Below are 26194 nucleotides of genomic sequence, written 5' to 3' on the forward strand. Positions count from 1 at the left end.
GGTAGAGGAAGGGCCCCTTGTTAACCACGAGCCCGGCTCAGCTACGCCGCGTACGTGGCGAGCAGTGCCAGTCGCTCGGCGGCGGCGCTGCCGGGTGCGGCGGTGTAGGCGATCAGGATCGGCCCGGTACGCCCCGGCGGCGTATAGGCGTCCCAGTCCAGGCGCAGCTCGCCGACCTGCGGATGGGTGAAGACCTTGCTGCCGTGGACCGACTCGCGTACGTCGTGGCGGGCCCAGAGCCGGCGGAACTCCTCGCTGCGGATGCTGAGCGTGCCGACGATCTCCTGGGCGCGCGGGTGCTCCGGGTCGGCGGCGACCGCGGCGCGCAGGAAACCCAGATAGTCCAGCACCGTCTCCCGCCAGCCGGTGCACCGGCCGTACGTCTCCGCGTGGGTGAACATCTCGATCAGGGCGTTGCGGTGGCCGATGCCCGGATAGAGCGCGGCAGCCATGCTGTTCCAGGCGAGCAGGTCCAGGTGGCGGCTGACCACCACGGCCGGGGTGTGCAGGCTGTGCAGCAGCCGGCCGGTGCTCTCCGGGACCGTCTCCCGGGTGCGGCGGCGCGGCTTCGGTGGCCGCTGCGCGCGACGGGCGAGGGCGCGCAGGTGGCGGGTCTCCTCCGCGTTCAGGGCGAGGGCGCGGGCGATGCCGGTCAGCACGTCGTCGGAGGGGCGAACGTCGCGGCCCTGTTCCAGGCGCTGGTAGTAGTCGGTGCTCACGCCGGCGAGCAGGGCCAACTCCTCACGACGCAGACCGGCGACCCGGCGGCGTGGGCCGGGCGCCAGGCCGATCTCCTCCGGGCGCAGCCGGGAGCGGCGGTTACGCAGGAAGTCCGCCAGCTCGCGGGTGTACGCCGTGGTGGTCACCCGGCCAGTGTGCCGCGCCGGTCCGGCCGCAGGGTAGGTCCCGTGGTCCCAGGTTGGTCAGGTCTCTCCGGCCGTCGGCGCGGGCTCCTAGCCTTCGCGACATGCAGAACTGGACCGAAGAACAGATTCCCGACCAGCACGGCCGGCGGGCGGTGGTGACCGGGGCGAATTCGGGCGTGGGTCGGGTCACCGCGCTGGAGTTGGCCCGGCACGGGGCCGCGGTGGTGCTCGCGGTACGTAACGTCGCGGCGGGCGAGGAGGCGGCCGGGGCGATCCGGCGCGCGGTGCCGGGGGCCGAGGTCGAGGTGCGGAAGGTGGACCTGGCGTCGTTGGCGTCGATCCACGCCTTCGCGGCGGATCTTCCCGGCGACGTCGACCTGTTGGTCAACAACGCCGGAGTGGCCCTGACCGGCAAGCGGCCCCCGTTGACCGTGGACGGGTTCGACCAGCAGATGGGGACGAACGCCCTCGGGCCGTACGCGCTGACCGGCCTCCTGCTCGACCGGCTGGCCGTGGGAAAGGAGCCCCGCGTGGTCACCCTGTCGTCGATCGTGCACCGGTGGCGCAATCTCGACCTGGACGACCTGATGTCCGTGCGCTCCTACCAGGGGTCCCGGGCGTACGCGATCTCGAAACTCGTCGGCACCATCCTCGGCCTGGAGCTGGACCGCCGCCTGCGCGCCAGCGGGTCGCCGGTGATCAGCGTGCTCGCCCACCCCGGAATGACCCGTACCAATCTCACCCCCCGGGCGATGGCCGACCAGAACCGGTTCATGCGGGCCCTGAGCCGGCTCACCTCACTGTCGGTCAGCCGGGTCGAGGCGGGTGCCCGGCCACAGCTGTACGCCGCGACCGCGACCGGCGTACGGGGTGGTCAGTTCTTCGGGCCACGCGGCGTGCTGGAGGTGCGGGGGCCGGTCACGGAGGTGCGGGCGAGCGCACCGGCCCGCGATCCGGGCAACGGGCGGCGGATGTGGGCGCAGGCGGCGCGGCTCACCGGCGTCGCGTACCTCTGAGCCGGCGCCGGGTCAGCGGGCGACCGGGGTGGCGGTCTCGTCTGCTTCCACCTGGCGGTTCCAGTCGGGTTTGGTGGCCCGCCAGCCCTCGTCGTCCAGGCCGAGCCGCCAGTAGCCGGAGATGGACAGCCACTCGCGCGACACGCCGCGCTCGACCCGCAGCAGCCGACGCAGTTGGCGGACGAAGCCGGCCTCGCCGTGCACGAAGGCGTGCACGGTGCCGGGCGGGAACTCCAGTTCGCGGACGGCGGCCACCAGAGCCGCACCGACCGGGCGTTCGCCCCGGTGCAGCCAGGTCAGGCGTACCGCGCCGGGGCTGGGCAGCGGCTGCTCGTCGGCCGGGCCGTCGACCTCGACGAAGACGTGCGCGGGCGCGTCCAGCGGCAGCCGGGCCAGGGACGCGGCGATCGCCGGCAGCGCGCTCTCGTCGCCGACCAGCAGGTGCCAGTCCGCGTCCGGGCTCGGCGCGTACGCCCCACCGGGCCCGGTGAACAGCACCTCGTCTCCGGGCCGCAGGGCGGCGGCCCAGGGGCCGGCCAGCCCTTCGTCACCGTGGTGCACCACGTCGACGGTCATCTGCCCGGCGGTGGGATCCCAGGCCCGCACGGTGTACGCCCGCAGCCGGGGCCACTGCTCGCGCGGCAGGTCCCGGCGGATCGCGCCGAGATCCATCGGGCGCGGGTAGTCGACTCCCGGCACCGGAAAGACGATCTTGATGTAGTGGTCGGTGAACTCACCGACCGGAAGGCCGACCAGCTCCGGCCCACCGAGCACCAGCCGGACCACGTGCGCGGTGGGCCGCTCGGTGCCCAGCACACGGGCGGCGGTGACAGTCTTCGGGCGCTCGGTCATCTGGTTAGGCTAACCTCACCCGCCCAGCCCCGGCCGGCCGGTCTCAGCCGAGCAGGCGGGAGTGCCAGGCGAGGGCGGCCGGATCGGTGAGCGAGGCCACCTGGTCGACCACCACCCGAAGCCGGCCGGCGTCGTCCGGGGCGGCCCGCCACAGCGGGGCGAACACCGGATCCAGCGGGTCCGGGGCCCGTTCGGTCAGCACCCGCACCAGGTCGGTGAGGATCTCCCGCTGCCGCCGATAGCGCCCCTGCGCGTCGGGGCGGCGCATGACGTACCGCAGGGCGATGCCCTTGAGCAGGGCGCACCGGGCCCGCAACGGCCGGGGTACGACGAGGTCGGCGGCGTAGCGACGGTGCGGACCGGTGCCGAACCGGGCCGTGGTCGCGGCGACGGCGGTCGACACGAAGCGACCGGTCAGCACACTGGTCGTGGCCTTGAGCGCGGCCTGGGCACGATGGCTGCCGTCGTAGCCGGCCAGCGGCGCGAGCACCGGATCGGCGAGCAGTTCCACCAGCACCTGGCCCAGATAGTCGGGCGACTCGGTGGAGTAGATGGCGGCCACGTCGGCGCAGAGCGCGGCCCGCTCGTCGGCGTCGGCGAGCAGCAACTCCAGCGTCAGGTATCCGCCGTGGATGCCGTCCTCCACGTCGTGCACCGAGTAGGCCACGTCGTCGGCCCAGTCCATCACCTGCGCCTCCAGGCAGCGCCGCTCCCCGGCCGGCGCCCCCTCCCGCAGCCAGTCGAAGACGGGCAGGTCGTCGGCGTACACCCCGAACTTGCGCCGGCCCGGTCGGCGCGGCCACGGGTACTTGGCGACCGCGTCGAGGCAGGCGCGGGTGAGGTTCAACCCGACGGAGCTGCCGTCGGCGGCGTACACCTTGGCCTCCAGGCGGGTCAGCACCCGCAACGTCTGCGCGTTGCCCTCGAAGCCGCCACAGGCGGCGGCGACCGCGTCCAACGCGGCCTCGCCGTTGTGCCCGAACGGCGGGTGTCCCAGGTCGTGCGCCAGCCCGGCGGTGTCCACCACGTCCGGGTCGCAGCCCAGCCGGGCGCCCATCTCCCGGGCGATCTGGGCCACCTCCAGCGAGTGGGTCAGCCGGGTACGCAGGAAGTCGTCCGTGCCGGCCGTGTGCACCTGGGTCTTCGCGGCGAGCCGGCGGAACGCCGCCGAGTGCAGCACCCGGGCCCGGTCCCGCTCGTACGGCGACCGGCCGTGCCCCGCGTCCTTGGCCGGCTCGGTCACCCGGCGCGCCGCGTCTCCACTCACGACGTCCGGGCCGGTCCCGCGCTCAGGCTCCCGGCCGGTCCCCGGCGCCGGCCCGGCGTCCCGATCGGGGTCGGGATCGGCCGCCGGACGGTCATGCCCCACCCGGCCGGAGTACGCAGAACTCGTTGCCCTCCGGGTCGGCGAGCACCGTCCAGTCGCTGCCGTCCTGGCCCACGTCGACGTGCCGGGCGCCCATGTCGACCAGGCGTTCCACCTCGGCCTCCCGGTCGGCCGGGCGCAGGTCGAGATGCAGCCGGTTCTTGCCCTCCTTGGCACCGTTCACCGGCACGAAGACGATGCCGGGCAGCCGGTCGGCGGACGGCCGGATCTCCACCTCGTCCGGCTGCTCGGTGACCACCTGGTAGCCGAGCGCCTCGGCCCACCAGCGGGCCAGCCGGGCCGGATCACGAGCATCGATGGTCAGGCTCACCCAGACACTGGTCATGCCGACACCACCGGCCGCTCACCGGCGAGACCTGACAGCCCGGTACGCACACTCATCCGGCCACCCCTTCGCGACGACGGTCATCGGGCGAGCTCAGGTTACGCCGGCACGAGCCGGTCGGCGCGCCGACGACCAGCGGCCGGCGGGTCCACATCCTCCGATCAGACGAGAGTTGTGGTCCGATTGCCGACGGTCACGGGATCGCGCGAAGGGATGTCCCACCGGTAGCGTCGCCATCGCGGAACGTCACCTGTTGAGGCGGAGACACGACCGGTGGGAGAGACACGCTCGTGAACGCGGAAACGATGATGGGCACCGAATTGCAGGGGCTGCGCCAACGCCGACCCGAGGTCACCGGCACGGTTCTCGCCGGCACGGACGGCCTGCTGATCTCCAGTGACCTGCCCCCGACGGACGCGACCCATCTGGCGGCCCTGGCCGCCGCCAGCTTCGGCGTCGGCAACCGGATGGCGGCGATGGTCCGGCAGGGTTCGTTCCACGAATCCGTGGTGCACACCGCGGCGGGCTGCGTGGTCACCTACCCGGCCGGCCAGGACGCCCTGTTGACCCTGGTCGCCGCCCCCGGAGCCGACCTGGCCGCGCTGCGCGAGGAGGCGCGGGGGGTGGTGCACCGGGCCGGCCCGGCGCTGGCCGCCTGCCGTCGAGGGGTGCCGGCGCCGCACCAGCCCGACCCGCACGCCCCGCTGGCCGTACGCACCCCGATGGCCACCCTGCCGAACCAGCGTCCCCGCCGGGACCCGCACATCACCTGGCGCCGGCCACCGATCTGAGCCGACCACCACCGGAGGTCAGGTACGGCCGTCGGCCTGGGTCGGGCCGGTGGACGACGTTGTCCGCCGACCCGACGCGCAGCGCCGTACCGTTCAGCGGCTGTCCGAGCCCGCCGTGACCACCGCCGCCCGGCCCGCCTCCAGCCGGGCCACCGGCACCCGGAACGGCGAGCAGGAGACGTAGTCCAGTCCGACGGCGTGGAAGAAGTGCACCGAGTCCGGGTCGCCACCGTGCTCGCCGCACACGCCGAGCTTGAGACCGGGGCGGGCCGCCCGGCCCTCCTCGGCCGCGATCCGCACCAGCCGGCCGATCCCGTCGGCGTCGATCGACTCGAACGGCGAGATGCCGAAGATGCCCAACTCCAGGTAGCGCCAGAAGAAGGCGCCCTCCACGTCGTCGCGGGAGAAACCCCAGCCCATCTGGGTCAGGTCGTTGGTGCCGAAGGAGAAGAACTCGGCCGCCTCGGCGATCTGCCCGGCGGTCAACGCCGCCCGGGGCACCTCGATCATCGTGCCGATCAGCACCTCGACGTCGCTGCCGCCGACCACCTCCGCGATGATCTTCTCGGCCTCGGACCGTACCGTCTCCAGTTCCTGCACCGCGCCGACCAGCGGGACCATGATCTCCGGGCAGGAGCGCACGCCCTGGCGTACGCACTCCACGGCCGCCTCGGTGATCGCCCGGACCTGCATCGCGAACAGGCCGGGGATGACCAGGCCGAGGCGTACGCCGCGCAGCCCCAGCATCGGGTTCTCCTCGTGCATCCGGCGTACGGCGGCGAGCAGCGCCTCTTCCTTGGCCACGTCCTCGCCGCGTTCCTGGGCCACCGCCACGTCGACCGCGAGCTGCTCCAACGGGGGCAGGAACTCGTGCAGCGGCGGGTCGATCAGCCGGACGGTGACCGGCTGCCCGTCCATCGCCCGGAAGATCTCCACGAAGTCCGCCCGCTGCAACGGCAGCAGCGCGGCGAGCGATTCCTCCCGCTCCTTGGCGTCGCGGGCCAGGATCAACCGCTCGACCAGCTCGCGTCGGTCGCCGAGGAACATGTGCTCGGTACGGCACAGCCCGATGCCCTCGGCGCCGAAGCGCCGCGCCCGGGCCGCGTCCGCGGCGGTGTCGGCGTTGGTGCGTACCGCCAGCCGCCGCGTGGCGTCGGCGTGCGACATGATCCGGTGTACGGCCTTGACCAGCGCGTCGTCGATGCTGGCCGGGTCGAGCTCGCCCTCGAAGTACTGCACCACCTCCGACGGCGTGGCCGGCACCTCGCCCAGGTAGACCTTTCCGGTGGTGCCGTCGATGGAGACCACGTCGCCCTCGGTGACCGTCTGCCCGGCCACGGTGAAGCGCCGCCTCGGGATGTCGATGTCCAGCTCGTCGGCGCCGGAGACGCAGGTCTTGCCCATTCCCCGGGCCACCACGGCGGCGTGGCTGGTCTTGCCGCCACGCGAGGTGAGGATGCCCCGGGCCGAGATCATGCCGTTCAGGTCGTCCGGGTTGGTCTCCCGGCGGACCAGGATGACGTCCTCGCCCTGACCGGCCAGTTCGACGGCGCGGGCCGAGGTGAAGACCACCTTGCCGACCGCCGCGCCCGGCGAGGCGCCGATGCCGGTGGCGACCGGCTCGAACCCGTGGTCGAGCTGGAATCGCGGGAACATCAGCTGGGCCAGTTGCGCGCCGTTGACCCGGTGCAGCGCCTCGTCGAGGTCGATCAGCCCTTCGTCGACGAGTTGGCCGGCGATGACGAACGCGGCGGCGGCGGTCCGTTTGCCGACCCGGGTCTGCAACATCCACAGCTTGCCGCGTTCGATGGTGAACTCGATGTCGCACAGATCCTTGTAGTGCCGCTCCAGCCGGGCCATGTAGTCGAGCAGTTCGTCGTAGGCAGGTTTGTCGATCCGCTCCAGCTCCTGCAACGGCACGGTGTTGCGGATGCCGGCGACCACGTCCTCGCCCTGCGCGTTGGCCAGGTAGTCGCCGTAGATGCCCTGGGCACCGCTGGCCGGGTCGCGGGTGAAGGCGACGCCGGTGCCGGAGTCCGGACCGAGGTTGCCGAAGACCATCGCCACCACGTTGACCGCCGTACCGAGGTCGGCCGGGATCCGTTCCTGCCGGCGGTAGATGACCGCCCGCTCGGCGTTCCACGACTCGAAGACCGCCCGGATGGCCAGGTCGAGCTGCTCGCGCGGGTCCTGCGGGAACTCCCGCCCGGTGTGCTTGCTGAAGATCTTCTTGTACGTGTCGACCAGTCCGCGCAGGTCGTCCGCGTCCAGGTCGAGGTCGTTGGTGGTGCCCCTGGCCCGTTTGGCCTCGTCGAGCGCGTGCTCGAACTCCTCGCCCGGCACCTCGCAGACGGTCTTGCCGAACATCTGGATCAGTCGCCGGTAGGAGTCCCAGGCGAACCTCTGGTTGCCGCTGGCCTGCGCGGCCAGCCCCACCACACTGCGGTCGTTGAGACCCACGTTGAGAACGGTCTCCATCATCCCCGGCATGGAGAACTTCGCCCCGGAACGCACCGAGACCAGCAGCGGGTCGTCCGGGTCGCCGAGGCGCCGGCCCATCCCCTGTTCGAGCGCGGCCAGATGCGCGGCGATCTGGTCGGCCAGCCCGGCGGGCTCCTCCCCGCTGGCGAGGTACGCCTTGCACGCCTCGGTGGTGATCGTGAAGCCGGGCGGAACCGGCAGACCGAGGTTGGTCATCTCGGCCAGGTTGGCACCCTTGCCGCCGAGCAGGTCCTTGAGATCCTTGTTGCCCTCGGCGAAGTCGTAGACGTACTTGTGCTCGACCGTTCCCTGCGCTGCCACCAAAGCCTCCCACGCGCCCGGAGTGACACTTAACGAAGGTTCAGTTTTTAGGTACCCCGAAACCACCCACTGGCAATCCGGGGAGCTATGTCGATCGGTGGGCGAAGGTTAAGCGAACAACGCGGGGCCCGGGACCATTCGGTGACAATAGGCACAGCAATCACGACTATCCGCGTTCGTCGTGGTTTCTGGGAACGCTTCCATAAGCACGTTTACGCAATGGCCGACCTCCCCGTACTCTTGACGACACGCACTGTCACCACGCCTCGCACCTTTGCCACAACCGCCGCGAATACACCCCCCGGAGCCAACGTGTCCTCGCCGCCCCGCACCGCACCGGAGCCGCTCGAGCCGGCCCACACCGGCCACCCCCCGGCCGGCCCCGGCGTCGCGCCCACGCCTGCCGAGACCGACGTCCCGGCCGACGGCATCGCGCGGGCTGCGAGCGGTACGGAAGCCGGGACCGGCGCGCGGGCTGAGGACGGGGCTGCGGTCGCCGGGTGGGCGCGGGTGGCGGCAGCCGGGCGTACCGCCGGAGAACTGGCGGGGGCGGCGGAGCGGGAGGCCGCCGCCTGGCTCGCGCCGCCGGCACCGGTCCGGCTGGCCGACGTGGTGCCCGCGCCGGAGCGGGTCGAGCCGGACCCCGGCGCGGACTACCTGCTGCCCACCGACGCGGTGATCCGGGTCAGCGCCGACCCGGATGCGCTGGCCGTCGGCGAACAACTCGCCGCGCTGCTCCGTCCGGCCACCGGGTATCCCCTTCCGGTGACCGACACCGCCGGGCCCACGCCGACCGGCGGCATCGCCCTGCACCTGACCGACGACGCCGACCTCGGCGCCGAGGGCTACCGGCTGGACGTCTCGGCCGACGGGGTACGCATCGGCGCCCGCACCGCCGCCGGGCTCTGGCACGGAGTGCAGACGCTGCGGCAGTTGTTCCCGCCGAGCATCGAGAGCGCCACACCGGTCGGTGCACGCTGGGCGCTACCCGGTGGGTCGATCCTCGACCGGCCCCGGTACCCGCACCGGGGCGCGATGCTCGACGTGGCCCGGCACTTCTTCACCGTCGCCGACGTACTGCGGGTGATCGACCACCTGGCCCGGTACAAACTCAACCGGCTGCACCTGCACCTCACCGACGACCAGGGCTGGCGGATCGCCATCGACTCCTGGCCCCGGCTGGCCACCGTCGGCGCGGCCAGCGAGGTCGGCGGCGGTCCCGGCGGGTACTACACCCGAGCCGACTACCGACGGATCGTGGCGTACGCCGCCGCCCGACACGTCACCGTCGTCCCCGAGATCGACCTGCCCGGCCACACCAACGCCGCGCTGGTCGCCTATCCCGAGCTGGCACCGGACCGGACCGCGCCGCCGCCGTACACCGGCACCGAGGTCGGTTTCAGCTACGTCGACCCGGCCAGCGAGCGCACGTACGACTTCGTCGCCGACGTGCTCGGCGAACTCGCCGCGCTGACTGGCGGCCAGTGGCTGCACATCGGCGGCGACGAGGCGTTCAAGGTGCCGGCCGACGTGTACGCCCGCTTCGTCGAGCGAACACAACGGATCGTCGCCGGACTCGGCAAGACGGTGGTCGGCTGGCACCAGATCGCCCCCGCCGCCCACACCGACGGCCGGGTCCTGCAATGGTGGGGCACCTCCGGCGACGACCCGGTGACCGCCGACGCGGTACGCCGGGGCGCCAGCGTGATCCTCTCCCCCGGCAACCACGCCTACCTGGACATGAAGTACGCCCCGGACACCCCGATCGGGCACGACTGGGCCGGCCTGATCGACGTACGCCGCGCGTACGACTGGGACCCGGCGACGCACCTGACCGGCGTACCGACCGACGCGGTGCTCGGCGTCGAGGCACCCTTGTGGACCGAATCGGTGACCACACTGGCCGAGATCGAGTTCATGCTGCTCCCCCGGCTGCCCGCCATCGCCGAGTTGGGCTGGTCACCACGGTCCACGCACGACTGGGACAGCTTCCGGCGCCGGCTGGCCGGGCACGGGCCCCGGTGGACGGCGGCCGGCATCGCCTTCCACCACGCCCCCGAGGTGCCCTGGTCGACGCCGCCGAGCCTCCCCGCGCCCCGGCCCGCGCCGCCGGACCACAGCGCGACCGGATCCGCCCAGGCTTGACCGCCCGACGCGCGGCTGTGACCGGCATGTACCGTAACGTGAGGTTTCGGCGATATGCTCCGGTGTACGGCGGTTTGTCGCGTGGTCCGGGTCACCGCGGCGACGGAATGGTCCCCCCACCCGGGGCGTTGTACATCGGGTAACCGGGAGCCCTCGACGGGCACCGCCCAGGACCGGGCCGGAATGACCGAGCCCCATCCGGCGTTACACCTGGCCCGGACATCGTGAGCGGCCCCTTGGCCCGCGCTGCCCGAGCAGAGGGCCTACGGCCCACCTCAGTTCTTTCCTTTGCGCGGCCACGCGATCCCCCGCAGATTGCCGCGCACACCCCCGAACGGAAGGCGTGAACTCATCATGCGTACCACCATGCTGCGTAAGACCGCCCTCACCATCGCCGCCGCTGCCGCCACCGCCGGAGGCATCGCCGGCCCCGCCATCGCCGCCCACGCCGCACCTGGCGTGCAGACCGCCGCCGTGGCCGACCGCAAGCCCAACGACGAACGGCAACTCGACGTCCGCTACGAAGCCCAGCCCAACTTCTACTACTGCGGCCCCGCCGCCGCCCGCAACGCCCTCTCCGTCCAAGGCAAGAACATCGACATGGACGCCATGGCCAAGGAAATGGGCACCACCGAAGCCGGCACCAACTCCATCAACGACATCACCCCCATCCTCAACAAGGAAACCGGCCAAAACGTCTACAAGTCGGTAGAGATCTCCACACCCAAGGCCGACCCCAAGCAGACCGACAAACTCCGCGACGACATCACCACCACCATCGACAACGGCCGCGCAGTCGTCGCCAACATCGCCGGCACCACCACCGACACCAACGGCACCACCCACAGCTTCGAAGGCGGCCACTACATCAGCGTCGTCGGCTACCGCGACAACGGCAACACCGTCAAAATCGCCGACTCCGCCAACCCCGACACCGCCTCCTACTGGATCACCACCACCAACCTCGCCAACTGGATCGCCACCCGCGGCTACACCGCCACCAGCTAACCCACACCACCAACAAGGGCCGACCCCCACCCCGGGGTCGGCCCTTCTTCGTCCCCCAACCCAACCCACCCCACCTCGCCCCCCACCCTGCCCCGTCGATCTTGCACTTTCGGTCGCCGGAATGCCCGAAAAGACAGCCTTCGCCCCGACCAGAAGTGCAAGATCGACGCGGAAGGGGGGCGGGCCCGACGGCACGCGCGGGGGGCGGGTGGCGGGGCGGTGGGTCAGCCGCCGGAGTCGTCCAGTTCGGCGCCCTCGGGGACGGTGTCGTCGTCGCGGCTGGCCAGCCAGCCGTCGGGCAGGAAGACCTTGCCCGGGGAGTTGGTCCGACCACGCGGCTGGCCGAGCGTCTCGACCGGGAACAGCACGGTCGGGTCCAGCTTGCCGAGCAGGTCGTCGAGCTGGGCCAGGCTGTCGATCATGGCCAGGGCGCGGCGCAACTCGCTGCCGACGGGGAAGCCCTTGAGGTACCAGGCGACGTGCTTGCGGAAGTCGGTGCAGCCGTCCCGCTCACCCCGGGCCGGGTTGCGCGCCCCGACGCTGAACTGGTCGACCAGCAGTTCGGCGTGCCGGCGCATGGTCGTCGCCACCTCGCCGAGGCTGGGCAGTCGCCGCTCGGCGCGGCCGTCGAACGCGGCCTCCAGGTCGGCGAAGAGCCACGGCCGGCCCAGGCAGCCGCGCCCGATCACCACCCCGTCGACGCCGGTGTGCGCCACCATCCGCAGCGCGTCGTCGGCCTCCCAGATGTCGCCGTTGCCGAGTACCGGCACGTCGAGCGCCTGCTTGAGGGTGGCGATGGCGTCCCAGTCGGCGGTGCCCGAATAACGCTGCGCGGCCGTACGCCCGTGCAGGGCGACCGTGGCCACGCCGGCCTCCTGCGCGGCGAGCCCGGCTTCGACGTACGTCAGGTGGTCGTCGTCGATGCCCTTGCGCATCTTGACCGTGACCGGCACCCCGGCGGGTGACGCGGCGTCCACCGCGGCCTTCACCAGGCGGGCGAAGAGCCGGCGCCGCCACGGCAGCGCCGCGCCGCCGCCACGGCGGGTGACCTTCGGGACCGGGCAGCCGAAGTTGAGGTCGATATGGTCGGCGAGGTTCTTCTCGACCACGATCCGCACGGCGGCGGCGGTGGTCTCCGGGTCGGTGCCGTAGAGCTGGAGGCTGCGCGGGCTCTCGTCCGCCCCGAACGCGATCATCCGCAGCGTCTTCGGGTTCCGCTCGACCAGCGCGACCGTGGTGATCATCTCGCAGACGTAGATGCCACCACCCTGCTCCCGACAGAGCTGCCGGAACCCGACGTTGGTGATGCCGGCCATCGGGGCGAGGACCACCGGCGGCCACACCTGATGCCGCCCGATACTCAGCGGGCGCAGTACGGAAGCGGTCGTCGGCACCGCCCAAGTGTAAGGAAGGGCCCCCTCCTAACGTCTCCTGCATAGGAAGGGCCCCTTGTTAACGCGACGCATAACACACCCACGCCGACGTTGGGGCGTCGTCCACAGCGGGCGCGGTCATCCACAGACGCGCTGGGCGGGTGGGACAGGCGCCAGCCACGGCGGTGATGCTGCGCGGCATGCGTACCCATCCACCCGAGTTTTCCGAGTTGGCCGAACGGCAACAGCAGATCGTCAGTCGTACCCAGCTGCTGGCCAGCGGCTTCGACGACATGTACCTGTACCGGCAGACTCGGCGCGCCCTGTGGCAGCGGGTCCTGCCCGCGACGTACGCCCTGGTCACCGGCGTTTTGACCGATGAGCAACGGCGGATCTCGGCGGCGCTCTACGCCGGTGACCAGGCACAGCTCACCGGACTCGCCGCACTGACCTGGTACGGCTTCCGGCAGAGCCCGCGTACCGACGACGTACAGCTGATCGTGCCGCATCACGCGCGACGCAGGTCCGCGGGTTACGCGGTGATCTCGCGGGCTCTCGCCCTGGACGGTCGGGCCCGCGCCACGCCGCTCTACCCGGTGTGTTCACCGGCGCGAGCCGTGGTCGACGCCGCGCGCGACCTACGGCAGCTCCGCCCGGTGCGCGCGATCGTCGCCGAGGCGGTGCAACGGGGGTACGCCGATCTGACGTCTCTCGACGAGGAGATCAGGCGGGCCCGGCGCAGCCGGACGGCGCTGATCCGCAGGGCGTTCGCCGAGGTGGCGGCGGGCACCCGGTCCGCGCCCGAGGCGGAGCTGCGGGAGTGTCTGGCCGACAGCGACGTGCTGGCCGAGATCCACTGGAACCCTCGGCTGGTCGGGGCGGACGGCGCGGCGCTGCCGACTCCCGACGGCTATCTGGCCGACGCGGCGGTGGCGCTGGAGGTCGACTCGCAGGAGTACCACTTCCGCCCCGGGGACTGGACGCGCACGCTCGACCGGCACAACGAGCTGAGCCGGTACGGCATCCTGGTGCTGCACTTCACGCCGGCGCAGATCCGGCGCGAGCCGCGCCGGGTACGCCGGATCGTGGCGGAGGCGTACGAATCCCGACGTGGCTTCGGTGCCACCGCCCGGGTGCGGCTCGCACCGCCCCGGGTGTGAGCGCGCCTTGGTCGCCTGCGGGCCCTTGGTGTTAAAAAGGGGCCCCTCCTCTACGCCAGGCGTTAAGAAGGGGCCCTTCCTTACACCTCAGCAGCCGGGGAGGTGGTCGATCAGGTAGCGCTCGACCTGGTCCAGGGCGATCCGCTCCTGGGCCATGGTGTCCCGGTTGCGGATGGTCACGGCGTTGTCGTCCAGGGTGTCGAAGTCGACGGTGACGCAGAACGGGGTGCCGATCTCGTCCTGGCGGCGGTACCGGCGGCCGATGGCCTGCGAGTCGTCGAACTCGACCACCCAGCGCTTGCGCAACTGCGCGGCGAGGTCCTTGGCCTTGGGCGAGAGCGCCTCGTTGCGCGACAGCGGCAGCACCGCCACCTTGACCGGGGCCAGTCGCGGGTCGAAGCGCATCACGGTGCGCTCCTCCATCTTGCCCTTGGCGTTCGGCGCCTGGTCCACGTCGTACGCCTCGAGCAGGAACGCCAGCACCGCCCGGGTCAGGCCGGCGGCGGGCTCGATCACGTACGGGATCCAGCGCTCGCTCTTGGTCTGGTCGAAGTACGACAGGTCGACCCCGGAGTGCTTGCTGTGCGTGGCGAGGTCGAAGTCGGTGCGGTTGGCGATCCCCTCCAACTCGGCGAACTCGGAGCCGCCGAACTGGAACCGGTACTCGATGTCGACGGTGCGCTTCGAGTAGTGCGAGAGCTTCTCCTTGGGGTGCTCGTAGAAGCGCATGTTGTCGGCGGAGAGGCCGAGGTCGACGTACCAGTTCCAGCGCTCGGAGAGCCAGTACTCGTGCCACTGCTCGTCGGTGCCGGGCTCGACGAAGAACTCCATCTCCATCTGCTCGAACTCGCGGGTGCGGAAGATGAAGTTGCCCGGGGTGATCTCGTTGCGGAACGACTTGCCGGTCTGGGCGATGCCGAACGGCGGCTTCTTGCGCGCCGCGTTGGCCACGTTGTTGTAGTTGACGAAGATGCCCTGAGCGGTCTCCGGGCGCAGGTAGTGCAGACCCTCGTCGCTCTCCACCGGGCCGAGGTAGGTCTTCATCAGGCCGTTGAACATCTTCGGCTCGGTGAAGGTGCCCTTGTTGCCGCAGTTCGGGCAGTTCAGCTCGGCCAGTGAGGTGAGCGGGCGGCCGTGCTTCTCCTCGTACGCCTCTTCCAGGTGGTCGGCGCGGAACCGCTTGTGGCAGGACTGGCACTCGGTCAGCGGGTCGACGAAGGCGTCCAGGTGGCCGGAGGCGGCCCAGACGTCCCGGGCCAGGATCACCGCGGAGTCCAGCCCGACCACGTCGTCACGCTGCTGGACCATGGTCTTCCACCACTGCCGGCGGACGTTCTCCTTGAGTTCCACGCCGAGCGGGCCGTAGTCCCACGCCGATCGGGTGCCTCCGTAGATCTCGCTGGAGGGAAAGACGAAGCCTCGGCGCTTGGCGAGGCTGACGATGGCGTCGATACGGTCGGCTGGCATGTTTCCTCCTACGCCGACTGGCGGTCGGCGGGGACGCGGTGGGATGGCCGGAACAGTTCGGCACAACGGTACGACTGGTGTCGTCCCGAACCCAGCACATTACCTGCGGCCGGTCAGTTGACTCCGCAGACCTCCATGCCACCGGTCTGCTGATCCTGGGCCAGCACGACCTGCTGTCGCTCCTGGCCACCGCCGGCGAAGGTGACGTCCACCGGCACGGTCAACGTGTTGGTGTCCACGTCGCCGACCCGGTAGGAGACGATCTGCGGCTCGGCGGCGGCCCGGCGTTCGAACTCCTGCCGGGACTCGCGCCGCTTGGCGTCGTCGCAGAGCTGGTCGTACGCCTGGCCGTACTCGCCGTCGGCCAGCGCCCGGTAGTAGTCACCGGAGACCGTACGGCCCTGCTCGTCGATCGCCTGCACCCCGCTGACCAGCAGGCCGACCACGGCGGTGCCGCCACCACCACAGCAGATCAGCAGCGCCAACGCCCCGGCGCCGAGACCGAGCCAGAGCCGGGATCGGCCCCCTTCGGTCGGCGGGGCCGCGAACGGCGGCGCGACGCCGGGCCCGGTCGGCGGTACCGGCACACCTGGCTCGATCCCACCGGGCGGCGGCACGACACCGGGTTCGCCGGGCGGCTGAGGTCCCTGTTGGCCGGGCAGCGAGGGGTGGGGCGGTGGGGCTGCCGGTCCAGGATCGGTCATAGGGGCCAGCGTAGTGCCCGACGGCTCAGCGGTAAGGACCCGCAGCCCGATCGCTGGCGACCACCACCACGTCCCCACCGGGCGCGGCACTGGCCAACGCCTCGTACGCGGACGGCTCGTCGATGCTCTCCGCGAGCAGCGGTATCGCGGTCACCTTGACATCGAAGCCGCCGAGCGCCCGCCGGTAGGTGCCGACCGACTCCCACTCGGTGACCAGGCACCAGTGCCGTGGGTCGTCCAGCGCCCGGACCAGCTGTCCGCGCAGGTAACCGGGGCGGGCAGCGAGCGCCGCCAGGGCGGCGTGCGCCCGGGCGGCGAAGTCCTGCGCGCCGTCGTCGTCGACCACGAACCGGTTGGTCACGAGCACCGGGCACTCCTCCTCGTAGAGTTTGTGGAATGCAGCGTACGCAGCGCGGGATCGTCGGGCGGCTGGCCCGGGCCAACCCGACGACGGTGTTCCTGGTCACCCTGCTCCTGGTGCTGGTCGCGTTCTTCACCCCGGGGGTGCTGGGCGGGCTGCTCACCCTGCTGCTCGCCGGGGCGGTGGCCGCCCTGTTGGTGACGACCTGGCCGGTGCAGACGCCACCGACCCGGGCGATCCGGCTGCTGGCGTTGACCCTGCTGGTCACCGCCGGCCTGGTGAAGCTGCTGTGACAGCCCCGCCCGGACATGCAACCATGCGTTTTTGACAATCATTGTCGTTGTCGCGGAGAGTCGGTGACATGACCTTCCGCACCGCCCCACGCGCCCTGGCCACCGCCACGGCCGCGATGCTCGCCCTGGCCGGCGCCGCCGGCTGCGCCACCGACGACGCCGCCGGCAACGACCCGGAGCGGGTCGACGTGGTGGCCGGCTTCTACCCCCTGCAGTTCCTGGCCGAGCGGATCGGCGGGGACGCCGTGGCGGTGACCAACCTGGCCCGGCCGGGTGCCGAGCCACACGACCTGGAGCTGAACCCACGCCAGGTCGGCCAGATCGTCGACGCGGAGCTGATCGTCTACCTGCACGGATTCCAGCCCGCCGTGGACGCGGCGATCGAGCAGAACGGCGGTGACCGGGCCTTCGACGTGGCCGCCGTGCAGCCGCTGCTGGACGCCACCGCCGGTGGCCACGACCACGACCACGGTGCCGAGGACGACCACGCCGAGGAGGAGTCGGACGGCGCGAAGGATCCGCACGTCTGGCTCGACCCGACCCGACTGGCCACCATCGGCGACAAGCTGGCCGAGCGGCTCGCCGCCGCCGACCCGGACCGCGCCAGCGAGTACCCGCAGCGGGCCGCCGCGCTCCGGGCCGAGCTGGAGCGGCTCGACACCGAGTTCACCGAAGGGCTGAAGACCTGCCAGCGCCGGGAGATCGTGGTCAGCCACACCGCGTTCGGTTACCTGGCGCAGCGCTACCAGCTGGAACAGATCGGCATCACCGGCCTCTCCCCGGAGGACGAGCCGTCGCCCCAGCGGCTGGCCACGGTCACCGAGGAGGCGCGCGAGCACGGCGCCACCACGATCTTCTTCGAGACCCTGGTGAGCCCGAAGGTCGCCGAGACGATCGCCCGGGAGGTGGGCGCACAGACCGCCGTGCTCGATCCACTCGAGGGACTGTCCGCCGACAACGGTGGGGACTACCTTTCGGTGATGCGTACCAACCTGCAGACCCTGCGGACGGCGTTGAGCTGCTCGTGACACCTGACGTCATCACCGTCACGCACGGGGTGGTCGGCTACGACGGCCGCCCCGTGCTGCGTGACGTCTCGCTGACCGTGACCACCGGCGAGGTGGTCGCGCTCCTCGGCGCCAACGGCTCCGGCAAGTCGACGCTGATCCGCGCCGTGCTCGGCCTGGTCCCGCTCACCGCCGGCACCGTCACCCTCTTCGGCCAGCCGGCGCGCCGGTTCCGCCAGTGGCACCGCATCGGGTACGTCCCGCAGCGCCTCGGTGCGGGCAGCGGCGTACCGGCGACGGTGGCCGAGGTGGTCGCCTCCGGGCGGCTGGCCCGCCGGGGCGTGCTGCGCCCGCCGGGGCGCGCCGACCGGGCCGCCGTCGCCGAGGCGTTGCACGCCGTCGGCCTGGCCGACCGGGCCAACGACCCGGTGGCCACCCTCTCCGGCGGGCAGCAGCAGCGCACCCTGATCGCCCGCGCGCTGGCCGGCCAGCCCGAACTGCTGGTGCTGGACGAGCCGACGGCCGGGGTGGACGCCGCCAGCCAGGAGGCGTTCGCCGGGGCACTGCGTGCCTTCGCCGACGGTGGCGGCACCGTACTGCTCGTCGCCCACGAACTGGGTCCGCTACGGCCGCTGATCAGCCGCGCGGTCGTCGTACACCAGGGGGTCATCGCGCACGACGGCGCGGTGCCGGACCCGGCCGGGCACCACGCGGCGCCGGACCACGACCACGTGCACCCGCACGGTCCCGAGGAGCCCGCCGGGCTGTGGAGCACAAGGTGAGTCTCTTCCAGTACGAGTACATGCAGCACGCCCTGCTCAGCGCGCTGATCATCGGCCTGGCCGCGCCGGCGCTCGGCATCTACCTGGTGCAGCGGCGGCTCGCGCTGATCGGCGACGGCATCGGGCACGTGGCGCTGACCGGCGTCGGCGCCGGCCTGCTCTTCGGCACCTCGCCAGTGATCATGGCGGTGATCGCGGCCGTCGTCGGGGCGGTCGCCATCGAGCTGATCCGCGAGCGCGGCCGTACCTCCGGCGACCTGGCGCTGGCCCTGCTCTTCTACGGCGGCATCGCCGGCGGCGTGGTCCTGGTGGGCCTCTCCGACAGCACCAGCGCGAACCTCAACGCGTACCTGTTCGGGGCGCTCACCACGACCCACCGGGAAGACCTGATCACCATCGCGGTGCTCGGGGCGGCGGTGCTGATCGCGATGATCGGGCTGCGGCCCGCACTCTTCGCGGTCTGCCACGACGAGGAGTACGCCCGGGTCTCCGGCCTGCCGGTTCGTGCCCTCAACCTGCTGCTTGCGGTCACCACCGCGGTCACCGTGACGATCGCCATGCGGGCGGTCGGCGTACTGCTGATCAGCGCGTTGATGGTCGTGCCGGTGGCCACCGCCCAGCAGGTCACCCGGGGCTTCCGCGCCACCATGGCGGCGGCGATGGCGCTCGGACTGTTCGCGGCCGGCGCCGGCATCTGGATGGCGGCGGTCGCCGACACCGCACCCGGCGCCTCCGTGGTGGTGCTCGCGATCGGCTCGTTCGTCGCGGTCACCCTGCTCGTGGCCGGCTGGCGCCGGATCCGCCGGACGCGGCCCGCGCCGGCACCCGCGCCCGAACCGCACGAGGTGGTGCTCGGCGGATCCTGATCACGCGCCCGCTGTGGAAATTGGTTACCGTTGCAGGGTGACCAGCGGATCAGGCTATGACGCGTACGAGGGTGCCAGCGAGCTTCTGCGTGCCCTCTCCGCGCCGATCCGGCTGGCCATCGTCAGTGAACTGGCTGGCGGCGAACGCTGTGTACACGAGTTGGTCGACAAGCTCGGCGTCGCCCAGCCGCTGGTGTCCCAGCATCTACGGGTGCTGCGCGGCGCCGGCGTGGTACGCGGGTCCCGGCGCGGCCGGGAGATCGCGTACGCCCTGGTCGACGAGCATGTCGCGCACATCGTGGCCGACGCGGTCAGCCACGCCGGGGAGGGATCATGAGCGAGCGAATCGGCGCGGTGCTGGCACACGGCGGCGCGGTGGTGGCGTACGGCGGCGCGGTGGTGGCGTACGGCGGCGCGGTGCTGGCACACGGCGGCGCGCGGCGAGACGGGGTGCCGGCATGAGTGCGGGTAGCACGGCCGTCCGCAACACCCGCCAACGTTCGGCGGTGAGCGCGCTGCTGGCCGAGATGGAGGGCTTCCACAGCGCGCAGGACCTGCACGCGATGCTGCGCGAGCGCGGCGAGCGGGTCGGCCTGACCACGGTGTACCGCACCTTGCAGGGCCTGGCCGACGCGGGCGAGATCGACGTGATGCGCCCGCCCGGCGGCGAACACCTCTACCGCAGGTGCAGCGAGGGGCACCACCACCACCTGGTCTGCCGCGCCTGCGGCCGGACCGTGGAGGTCGCCGGCCCGACGGTGGAGAGCTGGGCCGACCGGGTGGCCGCCCAGCACGGCTTCACCGACGTCAGCCACACCCTGGAAATCTTCGGCACCTGCCCGGACTGCCGCCCCCACTGAACCGCCGACCGGTCGGATCGCACCAGCGGCAACCTCTTCCGCCCGCCCCCTACCCACCCGCGCCCTCAGCGGCGCTGGTCGTGCCGAGTTGGACCCGCCCCCTTCCCACCGGCCCCTTTGCTCTGCTTCAACCCACGCAACGGTCACGGTCCGCGACGGGAACTGCCACACCTGACCACCGCCTTCCCCACTCCGCCGCAGCTCAGACACCGTTGCGTAGGTTGAAGCAGAGCAAAGCATGGATCCCGGTAACCAGTACCGGGTCGGGATCGTCGCGCAGGGTGACGAGTGCCGTCGGCCGTTGACCGTGGGCCACGGCTCACGCCGGGATGCCAGGCGGAACGGGTCGTGGGACGCTGTGCGGCGTGAAGATCTACGCTGATCGTTTTCCGACCGCGCTCCGCCAGTTCCTCACCGACCTGCTCGTCATCGCCTGGGTGTACGCGACGATCCGCGCCGCCATGTGGCTGCACGACCTGGTGCAGAAGCTTGCCGTACCCGGACAGAAGCTGGAAGGGGCCGGCGGCGGGCTGGCCGACAACCTGGCCGAGGCCGGCGGCAAGGTCGGCCGGGTGCCACTGGTCGGCGACGAGCTGACCGGCCCGTTCGAGCGGGCCGCCGGCGCCGCCCGTTCCCTGGCCGAGGCGGGACAGGACCAGCAGGAAGTGGTGGATCAGCTCGCCCTGGTGCTCACCGTGGCCGTGCTGTTCGTCCCGCTCGCCCTGGTGGTCTTCGGTTGGCTGCCGCTGCGGGTGCGCTGGATGCGTCGGGCCGGCGCGGCGGCGAAACTGGCTGTCGCCCCGGCCGGACGGGACCTGCTCGCGTTGCGGGCGCTGGCCACCCAGCCGCTCGGCAAGCTGGCCCGCGTCCATCCGGACGTCGCGGCGGCCTGGCGTCGCGGCGATGATTCCACCATGGAAGCTCTGGCGGCACTGGAACTGCGCCGCCTCGGCCTGCGACCTTCGAGCCGGATGGCCGCACAACGAACCGAGAGGTGAGGGCGCCTGCGCTCAGTCGTTGGCGAGCCCGCTGGGGTCCTCGTCGTCGTCGATGTCGTCCTCGCCCCAGTTGCGCCGCGAGAACGGCAGGACCAGCCAGAAGGTGAGGAACCAGAGGCCGGTCACCGCGCTGAGCAGGAAGGCGATCGGCCGGGCGAGCACGAAGTCGGTGATCAGCAGCACCGCGCTGACCATCGAGATCAGCATGAAGGCGAGGCCGCCGGAGGCCATCCGGTGGGCGAACCGCACCAGTTCCGGCTTGCGTCCCTGGCGGAACAGCGCCCGGTGGAACGCCACCGGCGAAATGATCATTGCGGTGGCGGCGGCCGCCGCGATCAGCGCGACGATGTAGACGTCGCGTTGGAACGGGGTGGTGCTGCCGAAGCCATTGCTGAACGGCAGGGTCAGCAGGAAGGCGAAGAGGATCTGTACGCCGGTCTGCGCGACCCGCAACTCCTGTAGCAGGTCGGCGAAGTTACGCTGCCACCGCTGCTTCTCGGTTTCCTTCGACACCGCGAGCCTCCCGGAGAACGGGCGCCGCCGGCACGATTCCCGACGGGCGGCAACGCTGATGCCCCACAGCCGTCGATCCGAAACCGGTTCAGCGGGCCAGCCCGGACAAGCCGCCCCAGCGTGCCACCGGCCCTCAGGAGCCCCGGCGGATCCGCCCCGCGTACCTGGCCTCCAGCGCGTCGTTGTGCGCGTCGCCACCGGCGATGTTGGCCGACAGATAGACCGGCGGGTGCCCGCCGGCCGCCAGCAGCCGGGCCACCACCTCCACCACGATCTGCTGGGCCAGCAACGCGGCGGTGATCGAGGAGACCGCGCCGACCGCGCCACCGCCGGGCAGCGGCAGGGTCGCGTCGCCGTACGGGGCGCCGTTGTCCAGCACCACGTCGGCGAAGTCGGCGAGCTTGCGGCCCGACGGATGGCGGGACTCCATCCGGGCCGAGTGTTCCGCCGAGGTGATCGCCACCAGCCGGTGGCCCCGCTCGCGCACCAGCGAGGCGAACTCCACCATCGCCCCGTTCACCCCAGAGTTCGAGGCGAGCACGAAGACGTCGGCCGGGGCGACCGGGGCGAGTTCGTAGAGACGATGGGCCACCGACGGGTCCCGTTCCAGCTTCGGCCCCAGCACGTCAGCGGGCGCCCCGCCATGCAGCACCAGATCACGCAGGGCGATCCGGTTGGTCGGCACCAGCCCGCCGGCCCGGCCGGCGATCTCCATCGCCAGCGCCTCGGAATGACCGGTGCCGAAGGCGTGCACCACCCCGTCGGCCCTGATCGCCTCGGCGATCAGGTCGGCGGCGCGGGCCACCTGGTCCCGCTGGCTCTGCGCCACCCGGGTCATCGTCGCGGTCACCGTGGCCAGGTATTCCTCGGCACTCAGCGTCATGTTCACTCCGCTTCCTCGCCATCCGCCGGCACTGCCGACTCGCCCGCCGGGCTCGCCCGCCGCGCTCAGGCGGCGGACCGTACCCGCGCCAGGATCGCCTCGGCCAGCCGCGTCGGCACCTGGTCCGGAATCCAGTGACTGACCCCGGCCAACTCGACGAACTGGTACTCCCCACGCACCTGCGCGGCACACGCCTCGGCGGCGGTGCGTCCGATCGCCACGTCCCGGTCGCTCCAGACGAAGCTGGTCGGCACGGTCACCGGGCCGATCGCGGCCAGATCCCGGCGGGACATCGCCCGATACCAGTTCAGCGCCGCGGTCAGGGCGCCGGGCTCGCGCATCGGCTCGACGTACGCGGCCGTCCGCGCGGCGTCGCCGACCCCGCGCAGCATCCGGCGCAGCCCGCTGGCGCGCAGGGCCAGCAGCGTCTTCTCGGCCACCCCGGGCCGGCGGAACAGCATCATGTACGCCGAGCGCGCCTTCTGCTGCGGGTCCTCGGCGAGCGCGTACCCCATGGCGGCCGGATGCGGCACGGAGACGGCGGTCAGGGTACGGACCCGTTCCGGGTGACCGGCGGCGAGCGCCCACCCGACGATCGCGCCCCAGTCGTGCCCCACCACGTGGGCGGAGTCGACCCCGAGGGCGTCCAGTACGGCGACCGCGTCGGCGACCAACTCCGTCAACCGGTACGCCTCGACCGCCGCCGGCCGCGCCCCGGGCGAGTAGCCACGCTGGTTCACCGCGTAGGTGCGCAGGCCCGCCACGTGCAGGGTCGGTGTGACGTCGTCCCACTCCCCCGCGTGCTGCGGGAAGCCGTGCAGCAGCAGCACCGGCTCACCCTGCTCCGGGCCACCGGCGATGACGTCGAACCGTAGACCTCGGGCGTCGATGCGCATGCACGGCAGCCTACCGAGACGGGCTGTCACTCGTACTGGCGCTTGGGGGTGGGCACCTGCCGCCACGACTCGACCTGAAGGTAGGGAATCTCGGCGTCGTTGACCGGATCACGGCCGATCCGGTCGCTGTACCTGCCGACCACCTCCACCCAACTGTCGTTCGGCAGGCCAGCCGGCACGTCGCCGGTGAGCCCGAGCTTCACCGGCCGTCCGTCGGCCGCGCAACAGGACAGCACCATCCGGGCCAGGATCGGTTGACCGTCCTCGCCGGTGGCGAGGAAGCCGGTCAGCAGCACCCGCCGATCGCCGATCGAGGCGCCCCGGTCGAACAGCGCCCGCGCCGCGTAGTCGAGGACGCTGACCGGCGCGGGGTCTCCGTCGGGCAGCGGCGGATAGTCCGACTGCTGCGGGGCGTTCAGCGCGGTGCCGGCCTGACTGGCCGCGTACGACCCGAGGGCCGGTGGGGCGACCAGCAGCAGGCCGAGTACCGGCAGGATGAGCAGCCAGCCGACCCGCGGTTCATGGTGACCGTGCCCGTCGTGGTCGGTGGCGGGCTCGCCGGTCGGGGCGAGCGCACGGGGAGCGGGTGGGCGCAACTCGTACCAGAGGGTCATGATGGCGGCGACCACCAGCAGCAACCCGGCGGCGATCAGGAACGGCCGCAGCCCTTCCTTGACGTAGCGCAGGTAGAGGTCGGTGACGCTGGCCCGCAGCACCGCGCCGCCGAGCAGCAGCAGGACCACGGCCTGCGCCTGCCGGTTCACAGCAGCACCGCCCCGACGCCGACGGCGACCAGCAGGGCCACCACGAACGTGGTCGGGGCGAACCGGAACGCGAACCGGCGACCGAAGACGCCGGCCTGCATCGAGATCAGCTTGAGGTCGACCATCGGCCCCACCACCAGGAAAACCAGTCGGGACGTGAGCGAGAACTGCGACAGCGAGGCGGCGACGAAGGCGTCCGCCTCCGAGCAGAGCGACAGCAGGACGGCGAGCAGCGCCAACGCCAGGATCGACAGCCAGGCGTTGTCGGCGAGGGTCTGCAACCACCGCTCCGGCACCAGCACGTTGATGCTGGCCGCGGCCATCGCGCCGAGCACCAGGAAGCCACCGGCGTGGGTCACGTCGTGCCGGACGGCCCCCCAGAAGGCTCGCCCCTTGGACGGATCGTCCAGTTCCGGCCGGCGCGGCATCCTGATCCACTCGGTACGCCCGAGCCGCAGCCACAGCCAGCCCATCACCATGGCCACCACCAGGCTGGCGACGCCACGGGCGAGCACCATCTCGGGGTTGTTGGGAAAGGCGACGGCGGTGGCGGTCAGCACGATCGGGTTGACCGCCGGTGCGGCGAGCAGGAAGGCCAGCGCGGCGGCCGGCGTGACACCACGGCGGATCAGCGAACCCGCGATCGGCACCGCACCGCACTCGCAGCCCGGCAGCACCACCCCGGCCGCGCTCGCCGCCGGCACCGCCAGGGCCGGATGCCGGGGCAGCGCCCGGGCCCAGAACGACCGGGGTACGAAGACCGCGATCACGGCCGAGAGCAGCACCCCGAAGACCAGGAACGGGACCGCCTGCACCATGATCGAGACGAACACGGTGGTCCAGGTCTGTAGGCGCGGGTCGTCCAGCGCCCCGGCCAGCGGGTCCCGAAAGACGACCAGGAGGATCAGCAGCCCGGCCAGGACCTCCACCGACCCGATCCGGTCGCCGAGCCACCGCCGGGATCCCGGGTCGCCGGCCGGCTGCGGCGTGCGGGCGGGGTCGCCGGCGGGCCGGGACGTGGGGGCAGCCGGGGTGGCCAGGCCCACCGCCCCGGCGGATCGATCCTCAGGCTCATCGGTCGGCATGGCCCGATCAGGGTCTGCGGTCACCTATCGCCTTTCGGGCCCGTGCGGATCGGCGGGCCGAGATTACCGCCCGGGTCAGCTGACGTCCATGAATGTCACTGTGGTGGGCGAGTCGACGGTGCGACACCGGGCGAAACGCGAGGATCACCCGTGACCTGCGAAGATCACACTGTCCGCTGATCTTCAAAGGTGTTAGCGTCGGCGAGACAACTTCACCTCCGACAGGGGAGCGCACAGCGCTGAGAGTGCGGGTTCGCCCGCAGACCCTCCGTACCTGATCTGGGTAATGCCAGCGCAGGGAGTTCGGTCCACCTCCAGCCCGCCAATGTCCGGCGTCGCCGGACGGGGCGTGCGTCTTACCTGGTTCGAATCTGGACTGGGAGCAATCATGAGTCAACCGACCACCACCCGGTGGCGCACCGTCGACATCGTCGTGGCCGCGGTGATCGCCGTCGGCTTCGGCGTCATCTTCTGGGCCTGGGGCCTGCTCTGGCGGGCGGTCGACCCGGCCTTCGCCTTCTTCCCGGCCAGCCAGGCCGTCATGTACGGCGTCTGGCTGGTGCCGGCGGTGCTCGGCGGGTTGATCATCCGCAAGCCGGGTGCCGCGCTGTTCTGCGAGGCGGTCGCGGCGACCGTCTCCGCGCTGCTGGGCTCCGAGTGGGGCGGCATCACCATCGTGCAGGGCCTGATCCAGGGCCTCGGCGCGGAACTGGCCTTCGCCGCCTTCCGGTACCGCTCGTTCCGGCTGCCCACCGCGCTGCTCGCCGGTGCGCTGACCGGCCTCGGCGCCGCGTTGTTCGACTTCTTCGCCTGGAACGCCGCGTACGAGCTGGGCACCTACCGCATCCCGTACGCGCTGCTGACCGTGCTCAGTGCCACCGTGGTCGCCGGTGCCGGCGCCCACGCGCTCACCAAGGCGCTCGCCGGCACCGGCGTACTGGACCGCTTCCCCGCCGGCCGCGAGCGGAACCTGGTCTGAGATCGCCCGGT

At 71.9% G+C, this 26194-nt stretch carries 28 protein-coding genes and 1 riboswitch; of the genes, 14 read left to right on the forward strand and 14 right to left on the reverse strand.

All coding sequences use genetic code 11. The features are described from left to right. Positions 1-41: 41 nt before the first annotated feature. Positions 42-866 carry a helix-turn-helix domain-containing protein gene (locus tag E0H26_RS15540; RefSeq protein WP_131304357.1) on the reverse strand — a complete coding sequence of 275 codons (825 nt, stop codon included), beginning with the start codon at positions 864-866 and terminating at the stop codon, positions 42-44. A 101-nt stretch (positions 867-967) separates the two neighbouring features. Here E0H26_RS15540 and E0H26_RS15545 point away from each other — a divergent pair, with 101 nt between their 5' ends. Further along, positions 968-1882, forward strand: coding sequence for an oxidoreductase (locus tag E0H26_RS15545; protein WP_131304358.1), 915 nt, complete (start codon positions 968-970; stop codon positions 1880-1882). Positions 1883-1894: 12 nt separating this feature from the next. On the opposite strand, the gene E0H26_RS15550 is transcribed toward E0H26_RS15545, so the two are convergent. The 3 genes from E0H26_RS15550 to E0H26_RS15560 form a co-directional block, all read right to left on the reverse strand. Beyond that, complete coding sequence (locus E0H26_RS15550; RefSeq protein WP_131304359.1) at positions 1895-2734, reverse strand: siderophore-interacting protein; 840 nt, start codon at positions 2732-2734, stop codon at positions 1895-1897. A 43-nt stretch (positions 2735-2777) separates the two neighbouring features. Next, positions 2778-4001, reverse strand: coding sequence for a deoxyguanosinetriphosphate triphosphohydrolase (locus E0H26_RS15555; RefSeq protein ID WP_131304360.1), 1224 nt, complete (start codon positions 3999-4001; stop codon positions 2778-2780). 91 nt (positions 4002-4092) lie between these two features. Continuing rightward, positions 4093-4446 (reverse strand): VOC family protein, encoded by a 354-nt coding sequence (locus E0H26_RS15560; RefSeq protein ID WP_131304361.1) that lies wholly within the window; start codon positions 4444-4446, stop codon positions 4093-4095. 290 nt (positions 4447-4736) lie between these two features. On the opposite strand from E0H26_RS15560, the gene E0H26_RS15565 reads away from it, so the two are divergent. Then, the gene (locus E0H26_RS15565) at positions 4737-5237 is read left to right on the forward strand and encodes a roadblock/LC7 domain-containing protein (protein WP_131304362.1); all 501 of its coding nucleotides are present in this window, start codon (positions 4737-4739) and stop codon (positions 5235-5237) included. 93 nt (positions 5238-5330) lie between these two features. On the opposite strand, the gene ppdK is transcribed toward E0H26_RS15565, so the two are convergent. Continuing rightward, a complete protein-coding gene (gene ppdK / locus E0H26_RS15570; RefSeq protein ID WP_131304363.1) occupies positions 5331-8039 on the reverse strand; it encodes a pyruvate, phosphate dikinase in 2709 nt (902 codons plus the stop codon). A gap of 510 nt (positions 8040-8549) precedes the next feature. Between ppdK and E0H26_RS15575 the strand changes: the two genes are divergently transcribed. Both E0H26_RS15575 and E0H26_RS15580 read left to right on the forward strand, forming a co-directional pair. Further along, positions 8550-10184 carry a beta-N-acetylhexosaminidase gene (locus E0H26_RS15575; RefSeq protein WP_240742206.1) on the forward strand — a complete coding sequence of 545 codons (1635 nt, stop codon included), beginning with the start codon at positions 8550-8552 and terminating at the stop codon, positions 10182-10184. 354 nt (positions 10185-10538) lie between these two features. After that, a complete protein-coding gene (locus tag E0H26_RS15580; protein WP_131304364.1) occupies positions 10539-11192 on the forward strand; it encodes a C39 family peptidase in 654 nt (217 codons plus the stop codon). A gap of 224 nt (positions 11193-11416) precedes the next feature. Here E0H26_RS15580 and dusB read toward each other — a convergent pair whose 3' ends face one another. Then, a complete protein-coding gene (dusB, locus tag E0H26_RS15585) occupies positions 11417-12586 on the reverse strand; it encodes a tRNA dihydrouridine synthase DusB (RefSeq protein WP_131304365.1) in 1170 nt (389 codons plus the stop codon). 140 nt (positions 12587-12726) lie between these two features. Between dusB and E0H26_RS15590 the strand changes: the two genes are divergently transcribed. Beyond that, on the forward strand, positions 12727-13725 hold the full coding sequence (locus tag E0H26_RS15590) for a hypothetical protein (RefSeq protein ID WP_240742196.1): 999 nt from the start codon (positions 12727-12729) through the stop codon (positions 13723-13725). Between the two features lie 87 nt (positions 13726-13812). Here the strand turns inward: E0H26_RS15590 and E0H26_RS15595 are convergent, their stop codons facing one another. The 3 genes from E0H26_RS15595 to E0H26_RS15605 all read right to left on the reverse strand — a co-directional run bounded on the left by E0H26_RS15595 (position 13813) and on the right by E0H26_RS15605 (position 16263). Further along, positions 13813-15192 (reverse strand): glycine--tRNA ligase, encoded by a 1380-nt coding sequence (locus E0H26_RS15595; RefSeq protein ID WP_131304366.1) that lies wholly within the window; start codon positions 15190-15192, stop codon positions 13813-13815. A 113-nt stretch (positions 15193-15305) separates the two neighbouring features. Then, positions 15306-15779 (reverse strand): Rv0361 family membrane protein, encoded by a 474-nt coding sequence (locus tag E0H26_RS15600; RefSeq protein ID WP_131304453.1) that lies wholly within the window; start codon positions 15777-15779, stop codon positions 15306-15308. Between the two features lie 142 nt (positions 15780-15921). Continuing rightward, positions 15922-16263, reverse strand: a complete 342-nt coding sequence (locus E0H26_RS15605; RefSeq protein WP_131304367.1) for an antibiotic biosynthesis monooxygenase family protein — start codon at positions 16261-16263, stop codon at positions 15922-15924. Positions 16264-16292: 29 nt separating this feature from the next. On the opposite strand from E0H26_RS15605, the gene E0H26_RS15610 reads away from it, so the two are divergent. The 8 genes from E0H26_RS15610 (at position 16293) to E0H26_RS15640 (ending at position 21063) form a co-directional block, all read left to right on the forward strand. Continuing rightward, entirely contained in the window at positions 16293-16550 is a 258-nt protein-coding gene (locus E0H26_RS15610; RefSeq protein ID WP_131304368.1) for a hypothetical protein, read from the forward strand. A 68-nt stretch (positions 16551-16618) separates the two neighbouring features. Beyond that, the gene (locus E0H26_RS15615; RefSeq protein WP_131304369.1) at positions 16619-17578 is read left to right on the forward strand and encodes a metal ABC transporter solute-binding protein, Zn/Mn family; all 960 of its coding nucleotides are present in this window, start codon (positions 16619-16621) and stop codon (positions 17576-17578) included. Continuing rightward, positions 17575-18339: a metal ABC transporter ATP-binding protein gene (locus E0H26_RS15620; RefSeq protein WP_131304370.1), complete on the forward strand. Its 765-nt coding sequence runs from the start codon at positions 17575-17577 to the stop codon at positions 18337-18339. Before E0H26_RS15615 ends, E0H26_RS15620 begins: the two co-directional genes overlap by 4 nt. After that, entirely contained in the window at positions 18336-19205 is an 870-nt protein-coding gene (locus E0H26_RS15625) for a metal ABC transporter permease (RefSeq protein WP_131304371.1), read from the forward strand. Before E0H26_RS15620 ends, E0H26_RS15625 begins: the two co-directional genes overlap by 4 nt. Before the next feature lie 37 nt (positions 19206-19242). Further along, positions 19243-19542 (forward strand): ArsR/SmtB family transcription factor, encoded by a 300-nt coding sequence (locus tag E0H26_RS15630; RefSeq protein WP_131304372.1) that lies wholly within the window; start codon positions 19243-19245, stop codon positions 19540-19542. Beyond that, positions 19539-19667: a hypothetical protein gene (locus E0H26_RS30325; protein ID WP_276320398.1), complete on the forward strand. Its 129-nt coding sequence runs from the start codon at positions 19539-19541 to the stop codon at positions 19665-19667. Before E0H26_RS15630 ends, E0H26_RS30325 begins: the two co-directional genes overlap by 4 nt. Beyond that, positions 19664-20065, forward strand: coding sequence for a Fur family transcriptional regulator (locus tag E0H26_RS15635; protein WP_131304373.1), 402 nt, complete (start codon positions 19664-19666; stop codon positions 20063-20065). The genes E0H26_RS30325 and E0H26_RS15635 overlap by 4 nt, the downstream gene beginning before the upstream one ends. Before the next feature lie 365 nt (positions 20066-20430). Further along, positions 20431-21063: a hypothetical protein gene (locus tag E0H26_RS15640; RefSeq protein WP_131304374.1), complete on the forward strand. Its 633-nt coding sequence runs from the start codon at positions 20431-20433 to the stop codon at positions 21061-21063. Positions 21064-21075: 12 nt separating this feature from the next. Here E0H26_RS15640 and E0H26_RS15645 read toward each other — a convergent pair whose 3' ends face one another. The 5 genes from E0H26_RS15645 to E0H26_RS15665 form a co-directional block, all read right to left on the reverse strand. Beyond that, positions 21076-21576: a DUF6328 family protein gene (locus E0H26_RS15645; protein WP_131304375.1), complete on the reverse strand. Its 501-nt coding sequence runs from the start codon at positions 21574-21576 to the stop codon at positions 21076-21078. 133 nt (positions 21577-21709) lie between these two features. Continuing rightward, positions 21710-22459, reverse strand: a complete 750-nt coding sequence (locus E0H26_RS15650; protein ID WP_131304376.1) for a sugar isomerase domain-containing protein — start codon at positions 22457-22459, stop codon at positions 21710-21712. A 65-nt stretch (positions 22460-22524) separates the two neighbouring features. Continuing rightward, positions 22525-23355 carry an alpha/beta fold hydrolase gene (locus E0H26_RS15655; protein WP_131304377.1) on the reverse strand — a complete coding sequence of 277 codons (831 nt, stop codon included), beginning with the start codon at positions 23353-23355 and terminating at the stop codon, positions 22525-22527. A 26-nt stretch (positions 23356-23381) separates the two neighbouring features. Further along, the gene (locus E0H26_RS15660) at positions 23382-24119 is read right to left on the reverse strand and encodes a TIGR03943 family putative permease subunit (RefSeq protein ID WP_131304378.1); all 738 of its coding nucleotides are present in this window, start codon (positions 24117-24119) and stop codon (positions 23382-23384) included. Then, positions 24116-25204, reverse strand: coding sequence for a permease (locus E0H26_RS15665; protein ID WP_240742197.1), 1089 nt, complete (start codon positions 25202-25204; stop codon positions 24116-24118). Before E0H26_RS15665 ends, E0H26_RS15660 begins: the two co-directional genes overlap by 4 nt. Before the next feature lie 213 nt (positions 25205-25417). After that, positions 25418-25523: riboswitch (TPP riboswitch) on the forward strand. 69 nt (positions 25524-25592) lie between these two features. Between E0H26_RS15665 and E0H26_RS15670 the strand changes: the two genes are divergently transcribed. Continuing rightward, the gene (locus E0H26_RS15670) at positions 25593-26183 is read left to right on the forward strand and encodes an ECF transporter S component (protein ID WP_131304380.1); all 591 of its coding nucleotides are present in this window, start codon (positions 25593-25595) and stop codon (positions 26181-26183) included. The last annotated feature ends 11 nt before the right edge of the window (positions 26184-26194 follow it).

Source organism: Micromonospora zingiberis (assembly GCF_004331455.1).
Lineage (GTDB): Bacteria > Actinomycetota > Actinomycetes > Mycobacteriales > Micromonosporaceae > Micromonospora > Micromonospora zingiberis.

Excerpts from the sequence above, each read along its gene's own strand:
- E0H26_RS15610 (WP_131304368.1), top strand. The coding sequence starts at position 16,293 with ATGCAGCGTACGCAGCGCGGGATCGTCGGGCGGCTGGCCCGGGCCAAC.
- E0H26_RS15560 (WP_131304361.1), bottom strand. The coding sequence starts at position 4,446 with ATGACCAGTGTCTGGGTGAGCCTGACCATCGATGCTCGTGATCCGGCC.
- E0H26_RS15655 (WP_131304377.1), bottom strand. The coding sequence starts at position 23,355 with ATGCGCATCGACGCCCGAGGTCTACGGTTCGACGTCATCGCCGGTGGC.
- E0H26_RS15635 (WP_131304373.1), top strand. The coding sequence starts at position 19,664 with ATGAGTGCGGGTAGCACGGCCGTCCGCAACACCCGCCAACGTTCGGCG.
- E0H26_RS30325 (WP_276320398.1), top strand. The coding sequence starts at position 19,539 with ATGAGCGAGCGAATCGGCGCGGTGCTGGCACACGGCGGCGCGGTGGTG.
- E0H26_RS15595 (WP_131304366.1), bottom strand. The coding sequence starts at position 15,192 with ATGCCAGCCGACCGTATCGACGCCATCGTCAGCCTCGCCAAGCGCCGA.
- E0H26_RS15580 (WP_131304364.1), top strand. The coding sequence starts at position 10,539 with ATGCGTACCACCATGCTGCGTAAGACCGCCCTCACCATCGCCGCCGCT.
- E0H26_RS15665 (WP_240742197.1), bottom strand. The coding sequence starts at position 25,204 with ATGCCGACCGATGAGCCTGAGGATCGATCCGCCGGGGCGGTGGGCCTG.
- E0H26_RS15615 (WP_131304369.1), top strand. The coding sequence starts at position 16,619 with ATGACCTTCCGCACCGCCCCACGCGCCCTGGCCACCGCCACGGCCGCG.
- E0H26_RS15670 (WP_131304380.1), top strand. The coding sequence starts at position 25,593 with ATGAGTCAACCGACCACCACCCGGTGGCGCACCGTCGACATCGTCGTG.
- E0H26_RS15550 (WP_131304359.1), bottom strand. The coding sequence starts at position 2,734 with ATGACCGAGCGCCCGAAGACTGTCACCGCCGCCCGTGTGCTGGGCACC.
- E0H26_RS15650 (WP_131304376.1), bottom strand. The coding sequence starts at position 22,459 with ATGACGCTGAGTGCCGAGGAATACCTGGCCACGGTGACCGCGACGATG.
- E0H26_RS15545 (WP_131304358.1), top strand. The coding sequence starts at position 968 with ATGCAGAACTGGACCGAAGAACAGATTCCCGACCAGCACGGCCGGCGG.